The sequence below is a fragment of the Cellulomonas sp. PS-H5 genome, from assembly GCF_019265565.1.
Taxonomy (GTDB): Bacteria; Actinomycetota; Actinomycetes; order Actinomycetales; family Cellulomonadaceae; genus Cellulomonas.
The window spans coordinates 1-12,398 of record NZ_JAHVCI010000083.1; the positions used below are offsets into that span (position 1 = coordinate 1).

Sequence of the window (12,398 nt, forward strand, 5' to 3'; positions counted from 1 at the left end):
CGAGGTAGGACCGTGGACGGTCCTACCTCGCCGCGGAGGCCCTATCTCGACGAGATCCGGGGCGGGGTCAGGCGTCCAGGTAGCGGAGGAGGTCCGCCGCCAGGCCCGTGTAGCCGGCCGGGGTCAGCGCCTGGAGGCGGGTCTCGACGTCCGCCGGCAGGCCCAGGCCCGCGATGAACTCCCGCATGTCGTCCGCCGTGAGCCGGCGGCCGCGGGTCAGCTCCTTGAGCCGCTCGTACGGGTTCTCCATGCCGGTGACCCCCGCGACCGCGGCCGCGCGCATCGCGGACTGCACGGGCTCGCCCAGGACCTCCCAGTTCTGGTCGAGCTCGCGCGCCAGCAGGTCCCGGTCGACCGACAGCGCGGCGAGGCCGCGGCGCACGTTGTCGACGGCGAGCAGCGAGTGCCCGAACGCGGGGCCGATGTTCCGCTGCGTGGTGGAGTCGGTGAGGTCGCGCTGCAGCCGGCTGGTGACCAGCGTCGCGCCGAGCGAGTCGAGCAGGGCGCAGGACAGCTCGAGGTTCGCCTCGGCGTTCTCGAACCGGATCGGGTTCACCTTGTGCGGCATCGTCGACGACCCCGTCGCACCGGCGACCGGGATCTGGGTGAACACGCCCCGGGAGATGTAGGACCACACGTCCGTCGCGAGGTTGTGCAGCACCCGGTTGAACCGCGCGACGTCGGCGTACAGCTCGGCCTGCCAGTCGTGCGACTCGATCTGCGTCGTCAGCGGGTTCCAGGTCAGGCCCAGGTGCTCGACGAACGTGCGGCTGACCTCCGGCCAGTCGGCGCCCGGGACCGCGACCACGTGTGCGCCGTAGGTGCCTGTCGCGCCGTTCAGCTTGCCCAGGTACTCCGCGCCCTCGACCCGGCGGAGCTGCCGGCGCAGCCGGTGCGCGAGGACCGCGAGCTCCTTGCCGAGCGTGGTGGGCGTCGCGGGCTGGCCGTGGGTGAGCGCGAGCATCGGGACGTCGGCGAGGTCGCGGGCCAGGGCGGCGAGGTCGTCGACGAGGCCCGCCGCGGCGGGCAGCCACACGTCGCGCACGGCCCCGCGGACCATGAGCGAGTACGACAGGTTGTTGATGTCCTCGCTGGTGCAGCAGAAGTGCACGAGCTCGGAGACCGACGGCAGCACGGTGCCCTCGCCGAGCACCGACGGGGCCGCGGCGATCTTCTCCTTGAGGAAGTACTCGACGGCCTTCACGTCGTGCACGGTGGTGCGCTCGATCTCGGCCAGGCGGGCGACGTCGTCGGCGCCGAACCCCGTGACGACCGCCCGGAGGTACGCCTGCTCCGCGTCGGAGAGCGCCGGGGCGCCCGGGACCACGCCGTGCGAGGTCAGGTGGATCAGCCACTCGACCTCGACGTGCACCCGCTCGCGGTTCAGCGCCGCCTCGGACAGGTGGTCGACCAGGGGCGCGACGGTCCGGCGGTACCGGCCGTCCAGCGGGCCGAGGGCGATCGGCGGCTCGACGTCGGCGAGCGACGTGCGGGCGACGGGCGCGGCGGACGGGCTGCTCTCGTGCGCGGGCATGGGCCGCATCCTCCCACGACGGGCGATCGGGTGATCCGCGGCCGACGCCCTGCGGACCGCGCTCGCCCGTCGGGGCAGGTCAGGCGTCCGCGCGCGGCCCCGGAGGTGCGCACGCGCGGGTGACGCCGCGCGCCCGGACGGGGAGAGCGCTCGCCCGAACCCTCACGCAGCCGCCGTCGCTGCCGATGCGGAGGCCACTCAGGGGAGCCGTGCGGAGCAGACGCAGGGGCGCGCAGGCACAGCAGCGAGGGGTACGGACATGGCGGGTCTGAGGGGACGGCGGGGCCGGGAGGCCGAGCCGGCGCCGGGCATCGAGGCGGAGCGGGAGCTCCGGGCGCTGGACGACGTCGTCCGGGCGCTGGGGACGTCGGCGGGCTGCGGCGGGCTCGGCGACATCGTCGAGACGATCCGCGCCGCTCTCGGGTTCGACTACGCGTCGGCCTGGCGGGTCGACCCGGGCGAGCGCGCGCTGGTGTTCGTCGCCCAGTCGGGGCACCTGTCCCGCGAGCTGACCGAGATGACCCCCGGCTACCGGATGCCGAAGGGCGTCGGGCTGTGCGGGCTCGCGTGGCAGCGCGACGGGGTGCTGCCGGTCGCCGACCTCCGGGAGCACGACACCAACTGCGCGCGCGGCGAGGCGTTCCTGCGGGCCGGCGCCCGCGGGGCGATGACGATGCCGTTGTGGCACCACGGCGAGGTCGTGGCGGTGCTCGACTTCCTGTCTACGGAGCGCCGGGGGGAGGGGCCCGCGCAGGTGCTCGTGCTCGACGTGCTCGCGCGGACCCTCTCGCAGGCCCTCGAGGCGCGGCGCGCCGCCGACGAGATCGCGCAGGTCGCGCGCGACCAGCAGGCGGTGACGACCTCGGTCGCCAAGGTCGGGCAGTGCACCGAGGAGGAGCAGGCGCTGCGCGTCGCCCTCGACACGGTGCGCGAGGAGTTCGGCTGGGAGTACGGCTCGTACTGGGCGGTCGACCCCGAGGCGCGGGTGCTCCGGTTCCAGGTGGAGTCCGGCACCGCGGGCGAGGAGTTCCGCCGGGTGACGCTCGCGGCGAGCTTCGCCGAGGGCGTCGGCCTGGCCGGGCGCGCGTGGCGCGCGCGGGACCTGGTGTTCGTCCGGGACCTCGGCGAGCTCACCGACTGCGTGCGGGCGCCCGCCGCCCAGCGCGCCGGCGTCCGGTCCGGGGTGTGCATCCCGGTGGTCGTCGGCGACGAGGTCCTCGGGACGATGGACTTCTTCACCACCGAGACGATCGAGCTCACCGACAGCCGGCGCGGCTCGCTGCGCAACGTCGCGCGCCTGGTGTCCCAGCGGGTCGACATCCTCCGGGCGGCCGAGCGGGACCGCGCCGCGTCCGAGGCGCTCCTCGGCAGCGTCGCGCGGCTGTCGGAGAGCGCGTCCGAGGCCGTCCGGGTCGCTGAGGAGGCCGTCGCGCAGACCGCCGCCATGGCCGAGGAGGTCCGCACGCTCGAGGCCTCGTCCTCCGCCGTGGGCGACGTCATCCGGGTCATCTCCTCGATCGCCGACCAGACCAACCTGCTCGCGCTGAACGCCACGATCGAGGCCGCCCGCGCCGGGCAGGCGGGCCGCGGGTTCGCGGTGGTCGCCACCGAGGTGAAGGACCTCGCCGGCGGCACCTCGACCGCGACCTCCCGCGTCGAGCAGCAGGTCGCGGACATCCAGGCGAACACCGCCGCGGTGTCCCGGGGCATCGAGTCGGTCAGCACGACGATCCGGCGCATGGACGAGGTCCAGGCCCGGATCGGTGAGGTGCTCGACGAGCAGCGCGAGATGGCGCGGTCCTTCCGCGCCTCCTGACGCCGTGCCGCGGGCCGGCGACGGGCCCGCACCCGTCGCCGGCCGCGGTGGCCGGTTCCACTCCCTTCCTTCGGTTCCGGGGTCGGCGTCAGCGAGAGCCGCCCCGAGCTGCGGGGTCCGAGGACCTCGGGGTCCGTCGGCCGGCGGAGGACCCGCATCCGCCGCCGGCCGACGGGTTCAGTGGCGGGCGGTCAGGTGAGCACCACCCGCGGGATCCGGCGGAGCAGCAGGCCGAGGCCCACCAGGCCGAGCGCGGCCAGCACCGTCAGGGCGGCCGGAGCGCCCGTCGGGGCCAGCGCGGCCGGCACCGTCACCGCCGTGGCGGCCGAGCGGTCGAGGGCGGCGGCCAGGTCGGCCGCGGCGAGGACCTCGGAGCTGAAGGCGACGTCGGCGACAGCGGTGGTGCCGTCGTCGGTCCCGGTCGCCGTGCCGGTGGTGCCGGGGTCGGTCGTGCCCGGGTCCGTGGTGCCCGGCTCGGTGGTGCCGGGGTCGGTCGTACCCGGCTCGGTGGTACCGGGGTCGGTGCCCGTGCCCGTGCCCGTGCCCGGCTCGACGATCGCGGCCTCGCCGACGACGCCGAGCGCGACGTCGCCGATCGAGACCGGCACGGAGATCGGCAGCGCGATGCCGATACCGGTCAGCAGGCCGTCGGAGTCGCCTCCGCCGACCTCGGCGGTCGGGGCGTCGGTCCCGGTGCCCGAGGTGCCGGTCGACGTGGTGGCCGCGTCGCCGAGGAGGCCGAGCGCGACGTCGCCGACGGTGATCGGGATGCTGATCGGCGCGGCGACGGCGGTGCCGGAGGCGATGCCGTCGGAGTCGCCGGTGCCGGCCTCGGCGGTCGGCGCACCGGGGGTGCCCTCCGGACCGGTGCCGGTGGAGGTGGTACTCGCGTCGCCGAGGAGGCCGAGCGCGATGTCCCCGACGGTCACGGGGACGTTGATCGGGGCCGCGGCGCCGGTGCCCGCGAGCGGGGCGTCGGAGTCGCCGCCGCCGACCTCGGCGGCCGGGGCGTCGGTGGTGCCCTGGGTGCCGGTGCCGGTGGACGACGTCGTGGCGTCGCCGAGGAGGCTGAGCGCGATGTCCCCGAGGGTGATCGGGATGCTGATCGGCGCGGCGACGGCGGTGCCGGAGCCGAGGCCGTCGGAGTCGCCGGTGCCGGCCTCGGCGGTCGGCGCACCGGTGGTGCCCTCCGGACCGGTGCCGGTGGAGGTGGTGCTCGCGTCGCCGAGGAGGCCGAGGGCGACGTCCCCGACGGTCACGGGGACGTCGATCGGGGCCGCGATGCCGGTGCCCGCGAGCGGGGCGTCGGAGTCGCCGCCGCCGACCTCGGCGGTCGGGGCGTCGGTGGTGCCCTCGGTGCCGGTGGACGACGTCGTGGCGTCGCCCAGCACCCCCAGCGCGACGCCGTCGACGTCGACCGGGACGCTGATCGGGGCCGCGACCCCGGTGCCGGAGGCGATGCCGTCGGCGTCCCCGCCCTCGACCGTGGCGGTCGGGGCGGCGGCGGGTGCGGCCGGGGTGGTCGCCGGGGCGGTGGCGCTCGCGTCGCCGAGCACTCCCACGGCGACCGTCGAGACGTCCACGGGGACGCTCACGGGGGCGGCCACGGCGGTGCCGGACGCCACCCCGTCGGTGCTGCCGCCGCCGACGGAGGCCGTCGGAGCGGGCGCCGCCGGCGCGGCGGGTGCGGCCGCGGCGGGCGCCGTGGTCGTCGTCGTCGCGTCACCGAGGACGCCGGCGGCGAGGCCGGTCACGTCCACGGAGACGTCGACGGGTGCCTCGATGCCGAGGCCGGACAGCAGGCCGTCGTCGTCGGCGGCGTAGGCCGACACGGCCCCGGCGACGACGAGGCCGCCGGTCAGCAGAGCGGTGTGGACCGCTCGCCTCATGTTCCTGTGCATGGTGGTCTTCCCCTGCTTCTGAGTCGGTGCGCCGGCGTGCGGCGCGAGGGCCCGTGTGGCGCGGCGGCACGGATGCTGCGGGCGCCGGGGCCCGACTCAGGCGGGGAAGACGGGGACGTCGCGGAGACGGAGCGGGAGCTCGACGCGGTCGCGGGCGGCGGCGAGGAGCCGCGACCCGCCCAGGACCAGCGCGAGAGTCGTGAGGACCGCCAGGACGTCCTGGCCGGCGGGGGTGCGCAGCGGGCTGCCGGCGGAGCCGGTGCCGGACGGGGCCGGGGCGCTGGGCGCCGGCGGCACCGGGCGGTCGCCACCGCCGACGGGCGCGGACGCGGACCGGGCGGCGTCGTCGGTGCCGGCGGTCGCCGGGAGGAGCGCGTCGGCGGGAGCCGCTACGGCGGCCGGGGTCGTGCCGGCGCCGGAGGGCGCGTCCACCAGGAGGCCGGCGCCGGCCCAGGGCAGCAGGGCTGCCAGGTGCGCGGGGTCCGTGGTGGCGGCGTCGGGCGCCGCGGGGGCGGTCGGCGGCGTGACGGTCGGGGGCGTCACGGTCGGCGGCACCAGGGTGTCGGTCACCGGGCGCAGGACGCCCACCACCGGCGCGAGGGCGTCGCCCACCGGCGTCCCCCCGAGTCCGCCGAGCACCGGGTCGAGCACGCCGGTGACCACCGGGGCGACCACGGGGGTGAGGGCGGGCGCGAGCGGCGTGACCGCCGGGGCGATCGCGGTGACCACCGGGGCGAGGACCGTCTCGGCGACCGGGGCCACCACGGCGGAGGTCACCGGGCCGAGGACCGGCGCCAGCGGCTCGGTCGCCTGCGCGACCGACGCCACGACGCCACCGGCCAGGACGTCGACCAGCGGCGAGGCGGCGTCGACGACGGGCGCGACGACCTCGTCGCCCAATGCGGAGGTCACGGCGCCCACCAGCCCGGGCGCCTCGGCCGCGGGGGTCGTCACCGCGGGCGTCGAGGCGACGACCTCGGCCGCGGGGGTGTCGGGGTGCTCGGCGTGGGCCGCCGGTGCGGCGGGTCCGGGGTCGGCGGGCGCCGGCGCGGCGGGCCCCGGGTGCGGGGGAGCGGCCGGTGCGGGGGTCGGCGGGGTCGCCGCGGCCGGCGGCAGCACCGCCTGCACCACGGGCGCCACGACCTGCTCCGTCACTGGGTGCACGACCGAGCCGACCAGGTCCCCCACCCCGCCGAGCAGCGAGGAGACGGGCCCGGAGGAGGGCGGCGGCGCCTCGTCGGCGGAGGCGGCGGGGGCGAGCGCGACCATGGCGGCACCGGCGAGCGTCAGCCCGCCCGCCGCGTACAGGCCCCGACGGGCCCATCGCGACGCGAGCAAGCGCGCACGCTGTGCGGCACCCGGTCGCGCTGTCATGGCGACTCCCCCTGAGTCTCCCCGGCGGGCCCACCGTCTCTGGCGGGCCCTGACCCCGTCGACGGTAGGAGCGCCCGGCGGAGCAGGCAACAGATGGGGGCGGGTGATATCGCCCGTCCGGGTGACCGCGCGGCGCTGACCAGCGACGACGCCAGACGGCGCCGCGCCGCGCGGCTCAGCGGTCGCGGCTGCGCGGGATCGCGACGCTCAGGGCGAAGGACACCACGGAGACGATGAGCGCGCCGACGAAGGCGTCGCCGAAGTCGTCGATCCGCAGGCCCCAGTCGGTCTGCTCGGTGATCCAGGCGGTGAGCATGAGCATCAGCGCGTTGACGACCAGCGTGAACAGGCCCAGCGTGAGGATGTACAGCGGGATCGAGATGATGTTCACGATCGGCTTCACGATCGCGTTGACGATCCCGAACACCAGCGCGACCGCGAGGATCACGCCGATCCGCCCCCACGTGCTGTCGGCGCCGACGATCGAGATGCCCGGCAGCAGCACCTCGGCCAGCCACAGGGCGACGCCGCTGATCAGGACCCGCAGCACGAAGCTCATGCGCCGATCCTGCCATCGAGCCCGCCACCGCGGCAGCCCCATCGCGCGGCGGCCCGCCGACCACCCCGCGGCCGACCGTCCCGGCGCCGGTCCGTGCGGTGGCATCCTGACCGCGTGAAGCACGTGCCCCTGCGCCCCGCCCTCGCGAGCCTCCCCCCGTACGTCCCGGGCGCCCGCGTCCCCGTCGGCGCGGCCGCGTTCAAGCTGTCGTCGAACGAGAACCCGTACCCGCCGCTGCCGTCGGTGGTGGCGGCGATCGCGGACGGCGCCGTGGACGTGAACCGGTACCCGGACATGTACGCCACCGACCTCGTCGAGGCGGTCGCGGACCACCTGGGCGTGCAGGCCGACCAGGTGGTCGCGGGCTGCGGCTCCGTGGCCGTGCTGGGCCACGTGCTCGCGGCGTTCTGCGACGCGGGCGACGAGGTGGTGCACCCCTGGCGGTCGTTCGAGGCGTACCCGATCGCGGTGACCCTCGCGGGGGCGACGGGCGTCCCGGTGCCGGTCGGGGCGGACGGCCGGCTGGACCTGCCGGCGCTCGCGGCCGCGGTGACGGAGCGGACCCGCGTGGTGCTGGTGTGCACGCCGAACAACCCGACCGGGCCCGCGGTGCACGCCGACGAGCTCGACGCGTTCCTGGCCGCCGTGCCGCGGGACGTGCTCGTGGTGCTCGACGAGGCGTACGTGGAGTTCGTGCGCGACCCGCAGGCCCCGGACGGGCTGGCCGTGCTGGCCGCGCACCCGAACGTCGTCCTGCTGCGGACGTTCTCGAAGGCCTACGGCCTGGCGGGGCTGCGGGTCGGGTACGCGGTCGCCGACGCCCGCCTCGCCGCGGGCATCCGCGCGGCCTCGACGCCGTTCGGGGTGTCGCACCTGGCCCAGCTCGCCGGCGTGGCGTCGCTGCGCGCGCGGGACGAGCTCCTCGAGCGCGTGGACGGGATCGTGCGGGAGCGGACCCGGCTGCTGGCCGGCCTGCGCGAGCACGGCTGGGACGTCCCGGACAGCCAGGCGAACTTCGTGTGGCTGGCGCTCGGCGACGGCACCGCGCGGTTCGCCGAGGCGGCGACGGCGGCGGGCGTGCTCGTGCGGCCGTTCGCCGGCGACGGCGTGCGGATCAGCGTCGGCGAGCCCGAGGCGACCGACGTCGTCCTGCGGGTCGCGCGCGACCTTCGTCACTGACCGGGGCGCCCGCCCGGGCGAGTCCGCAGGTCACGCGGCGTCGTCGCGGGTGGGTCCCGCCGTGCGGCCGCCGCCCGCTCGCCTATGCTGCGACGAGCGCAGAGAGGTGGAGGGGTGACCGAGAGCACGACGCCGGGCGTGGTGACGCCGCCCGCGTGGCCCGGCCGCGCCGGTCGCCCCGCCGACCCCCTGGACGGCGGCCCCATCGCGGTGCTGCTGGTCGAGGACGACGACGGCGACGCGCTCCTCGTGGAGGAGCACCTGTCCGACGCGGGCCTGGACGCGCGCCTGGTGCGGGCGCGGACGCTCGACGAGGCCACCGCGCGCCTCGACGTCGACTGCGTCCTGCTCGACCTGGGCCTGCCCGACTCCGTGGGCCTCGGCGCGCTGCAGACCCTGCTGTCGGCCGGCGCCCCGGCGGTGGTCGTGCTCACCGGGCGGACCGACACCGAGACCGGGCTGCAGGCGGTCGCCGCCGGCGCGCAGGACTACCTGGTCAAGGGCGAGGTCGACGGCGAGCTGCTCGGCCGCTCGGTGCGGTACGCGGTGCAGCGGCGCCGTCTGCAGGCGGTCGACCGCGAGCTGTACCGCAGCATGGTCCGGGCCGAGGAGACCGTGCGGCTGGAGAGCGCGCTGCTGCCGCGCCCGTCCGTGCGGGACGACCGCCTGGAGGTGCGCGTGGGCTACCGCGCGGGGCGGGACGGCGTGCTCGGCGGCGACTTCTACGACGTGATCGAGCGCCCCGACGGCACGGTCCTCGCGATCGTCGGGGACGTCTGCGGGCACGGCCCGGACGAGGCCGCGCTCGGCGCGGTGCTGCGCACGGCCTGGCGCACCCTGGTGCTCGCCGGCACGACGACCCCCGAGCTGCTGCCCCTGCTGGAGCGGGTGCTGGAGTCCGAGCGGGCCCGTGACGAGGTGTTCACCACGATGTCGATGGTCGAGATCGCGCCCGACCGCTCGACGGTCGACCTGTACCTGGCGGGCCACCCGGTGCCCTTCCTGCTCGGGGACCCGGACGCGGGACGGCCGTCGGAGCTGCTGCCGCGCGAGCTCCGCGGGCGCGCCCTGGGCATCCCGGTGGACGGCGCCTGGCGTCCCCGCCGGCTCGAGCTGGGCGACCGGTGGCGGCTCATGATGTACACGGACGGCGTGCTGGAGGCGACGATCAGCGGGACCCACGAGCGGATCGGCAAGGCCGGTCTGCTGGAGCTGGTGGACGGGGTGCTGGCCGGCGCGCCGGCTGACCCGGTGGACGAGGTGCTGCGCGAGGTGCGCCGCCGGCACGGCGGCGAGCTCGTCGACGACACCGCGGTCGTCGTGCTCGGCTGGGGCGGGGCCCCCGCGTGACGGCCGCCCCCCTCGCCGCCGGCCCGGCCGCGCGGCCCCGCACGACGCTGCGCCGCCGCCTCGGCGCCGCCCTCGTGGTCGCGGGCGTCGTGCTGGCCCTCGTGTTCGTCGGCTCGGGCGTCGCGCTGTGGCGGATGCTCGACGCCCAGGACCTCGTGACCGACCGGTACTTCGAGGCGATCACGAACGCCGAGACCGCGTACACGCAGCTGGTCGACGGCGAGACCGCGGTGCGCGGCTACGCCCTCACCGGCTTCGACGGCACGCTCGAGCCGTACGAGAACGCCCAGGACGCGACGCGGGCCTTCGCCGCGGTCGCCGAGGGCGGGGCGTCCGCGCCGGTCCGGGAGGCCGCGGCGGCCGCGGTCGCCGCGGCGGAGCGCTGGGACGAGGAGTTCGCGCAGCCGACGATCGCCGCCGTCGCCGCGGGCGGTCCCGCCGCGGTGACCGCGGAGGAGATCGAGGGCGGCCGCACGCTGTTCGACAAGACGCGCACCGCGGTCCAGGACTACCTCGACGTGCTGCGGGAGCGCCGCGACGAGGCCGCGTCGTCCCTCGCGATGTGGACCCGCGTCGTCATCGGCTCGCTGGTCGCGCTCGTGATCGCGGGTGCGGTCGCGGGCGCGGTCCTCTGGCGGACGCTGCGCTCGTGGATCGCCGAGCCGCTCGACGCGCTCGCCGCCGACGCGCGCGCGGTCAGCGAGGGCGACCTGCACCACCCCGTGCGCACCACCGGGCCGGGCGAGATCGCCGACCTGGCCGACACCGTCGAGCGGATGCGGCTGGGCCTGGTCGCCCAGGTGCAGGCCGTGGAGGCGCAGCGTGCCGAGATCGCCGATGCGCACGACCGGCTCGCGGACCAGGCGGAGGAGCTGCGCCGGTCCAACCGGGACCTCGAGCAGTTCGCCTACGTCGCCTCGCACGACCTGCAGGAGCCGCTGCGCAAGGTCGCCTCGTTCACCCAGCTGCTGCAGAAGCGGTACGGCGGGCAGATGGACGAGCGCGCGGACCAGTACATCGCGTTCGCCGTCGACGGCGCGAAGCGGATGCAGCAGCTCATCCAGGACCTGCTCGGGTTCTCCCGGGTCGGCCGCCTGGGCGGCGAGCTCGCGGACGTGCCGCTGGCCGACGCGCTCGGTGCCGCGCTCGACAACCTGGACAACCTGGTCGAGGACACCGGGGCCGTCGTCACGTCCGACGAGCTGCCCGTCGTGCGCGGCGAGCGCCCGCTGCTCGTCCAGCTGCTGCAGAACCTCGTCGGCAACGCGATCAAGTTCCGCGACCCCGAGCGGCCGCCGGTGGTCCGGATCAGCGCCCGGCGGGTGGGAGACTCGTGGGAGCTCGAGTGCCGGGACAACGGGATCGGCATCGACCCGCAGTACGCGGAGCGCGTGTTCGTGATCTTCCAGCGGCTGCACCCCAAGGACCTGTACGAGGGCACCGGCATCGGGCTCGCCCTGTGCAAGAAGATCGTGGAGTACCACGGCGGTCGGATCTGGCTCGGCGAGCCCGACGGCCCGGGCACCAGCATCCGCTGGACGCTGCCGGCCGTCGCGGAGCCCGAGCAGGACGACCGCCAGGACCAGGACGGCCGAGAGGCCGAGGGATCGGAGTGAGCGTGGCACGCAACGGCAAGGTGATCGACGTCCTGCTCGTCGAGGACGACCCGGGCGACGTCCTGATGACGCGCGAGGCGTTCGAGGACAACAAGGTCGCGAACCGGCTCGCGGTCGTCTCCGACGGCGTCAGCGCGCTGGCGTTCCTGCGCAAGGAGGGCGAGCACGCCGACGCCCCGACGCCGGACCTCGTGCTCCTCGACCTCAACCTGCCGCGCATGGACGGCCGTGAGGTGCTGGAGGCGATGAAGAACGACGACGCGCTCCGCAGCATCCCGGTCGTCGTGCTCACCACCTCGGAGGCCGAGGAGGACGTCGTGCGCTCCTACTCGCTGCACGCCAACGCCTACGTGACGAAGCCCGTCGACTTCGAGCGGTTCATCGAGGTCGTCCGGCAGATCGACGAGTTCTTCGTCGAGGTCGTGCGGCTGCCGCAGCGCTGACCCGGGCGAGCCCCGGGCGCGACCCCCGGGGTAGGTGGCCGGTGAGTGGTGCCCGGGCGGGCCACTCTCGGTGGGATGGACCCGTACGCGTTCCTGGACGAGCTGCCGCTGGAAGTCCTGCTCGTGGCCGCGCTGGTGGTCACGGCGCTGTGGCTGTGGGCGTACGCGACCGTCGCGGCCCGAGCGGGCTACTCCCGGTGGTGGTGCCTGGCGCTGGTGCTGCCGGTCGTCTCGCTGGTGGTGATGATCCTGTTCGTGGTGCGCACCTGGCCGGTGCAGCGCCGGGTCGAGCAGCTGGAGCTGCGGGTGATGGAGCTGCAGGTGCGGGGCCTGAGGGCGCGCTCGGGCGGCGGTCCGGGCCCCGGCGCGCACGGCGCTCCGGGGTCGCCCGGTGTCCCCGGGCCCGCCACCTTCGCCGGCGGGTACGGCGTGCCGCCCGGGCACGCAGCGCCGGCGGCCGGACCGTACGCCGGCGGCTACCAGCAGGCGCCCGGCGCCGGGGCGGTGCACGGCGCGCCGCCGCACCTGGTCCCGGGCGCCGCAGGCCCGGCGTACCCGCCCGCGGTGCCCGGGTACCCGCTCGCGCCGGCGGTGCCGGGGTACCCGCCTGCGCCGGCGACGCCGGG

9 protein-coding genes and 1 pseudogene are annotated in these 12,398 nt (G+C 76.5%); 6 read left to right on the top strand and 4 right to left on the bottom strand.

Going from position 1 to position 12,398, the window contains the following annotated elements; all coding sequences use genetic code 11:
• Positions 1 to 67: 67 nt before the first annotated feature.
• Positions 68 to 1,534 (bottom strand): adenylosuccinate lyase, encoded by a 1,467-nt coding sequence (purB, locus tag J5O08_RS19280; protein ID WP_218708520.1) that lies wholly within the window; start codon positions 1,532 to 1,534, stop codon positions 68 to 70.
• Between the two features lie 259 nt (positions 1,535 to 1,793).
• Here purB and J5O08_RS19285 point away from each other — a divergent pair, with 259 nt between their 5' ends.
• Positions 1,794 to 3,350 carry a methyl-accepting chemotaxis protein gene (locus J5O08_RS19285; protein WP_218708521.1) on the top strand — a complete coding sequence of 519 codons (1,557 nt, stop codon included), beginning with the start codon at positions 1,794 to 1,796 and terminating at the stop codon, positions 3,348 to 3,350.
• A 191-nt stretch (positions 3,351 to 3,541) separates the two neighbouring features.
• On the opposite strand, the gene J5O08_RS19290 is transcribed toward J5O08_RS19285, so the two are convergent.
• The 3 genes from J5O08_RS19290 to J5O08_RS19300 form a co-directional block, all read right to left on the bottom strand.
• Complete coding sequence (locus tag J5O08_RS19290; RefSeq protein WP_218708522.1) at positions 3,542 to 5,239, bottom strand: DUF320 domain-containing protein; 1,698 nt, start codon at positions 5,237 to 5,239, stop codon at positions 3,542 to 3,544.
• A 108-nt stretch (positions 5,240 to 5,347) separates the two neighbouring features.
• Complete coding sequence (locus J5O08_RS19295; RefSeq protein ID WP_218708523.1) at positions 5,348 to 6,589, bottom strand: hypothetical protein; 1,242 nt, start codon at positions 6,587 to 6,589, stop codon at positions 5,348 to 5,350.
• Positions 6,590 to 6,800: 211 nt separating this feature from the next.
• Positions 6,801 to 7,184, bottom strand: a complete 384-nt coding sequence (locus J5O08_RS19300) for a phage holin family protein (RefSeq protein ID WP_217616144.1) — start codon at positions 7,182 to 7,184, stop codon at positions 6,801 to 6,803.
• A 114-nt stretch (positions 7,185 to 7,298) separates the two neighbouring features.
• Between J5O08_RS19300 and hisC the strand changes: the two genes are divergently transcribed.
• From hisC to J5O08_RS19325, 5 genes and pseudogenes are all read left to right on the top strand, one after another.
• Entirely contained in the window at positions 7,299 to 8,363 is a 1,065-nt protein-coding gene (gene hisC, locus J5O08_RS19305; protein WP_147795197.1) for a histidinol-phosphate transaminase, read from the top strand.
• Between the two features lie 114 nt (positions 8,364 to 8,477).
• Positions 8,478 to 9,713, top strand: coding sequence for a SpoIIE family protein phosphatase (locus J5O08_RS19310; protein WP_308281732.1), 1,236 nt, complete (start codon positions 8,478 to 8,480; stop codon positions 9,711 to 9,713).
• The gene (locus J5O08_RS19315; protein ID WP_218708525.1) at positions 9,710 to 11,329 is read left to right on the top strand and encodes an ATP-binding protein; all 1,620 of its coding nucleotides are present in this window, start codon (positions 9,710 to 9,712) and stop codon (positions 11,327 to 11,329) included. Before J5O08_RS19310 ends, J5O08_RS19315 begins: the two co-directional genes overlap by 4 nt.
• 2 nt (positions 11,330 to 11,331) lie before the next feature.
• A complete protein-coding gene (locus J5O08_RS19320; protein WP_147797056.1) occupies positions 11,332 to 11,772 on the top strand; it encodes a response regulator in 441 nt (146 codons plus the stop codon).
• A 75-nt stretch (positions 11,773 to 11,847) separates the two neighbouring features.
• Positions 11,848 to 12,398, top strand: a pseudogene (locus tag J5O08_RS19325) (hypothetical protein); the annotation flags it as partial.

Coding starts and splice junctions, on each gene's coding strand:
- purB (WP_218708520.1), bottom strand. CDS start 1,534: ATGCCCGCGCACGAGAGCAGCCCGTCCGCCGCGCCCGTCGCCCGCACG.
- J5O08_RS19285 (WP_218708521.1), top strand. CDS start 1,794: ATGGCGGGTCTGAGGGGACGGCGGGGCCGGGAGGCCGAGCCGGCGCCG.
- J5O08_RS19290 (WP_218708522.1), bottom strand. CDS start 5,239: ATGAGGCGAGCGGTCCACACCGCTCTGCTGACCGGCGGCCTCGTCGTC.
- J5O08_RS19300 (WP_217616144.1), bottom strand. CDS start 7,184: ATGAGCTTCGTGCTGCGGGTCCTGATCAGCGGCGTCGCCCTGTGGCTG.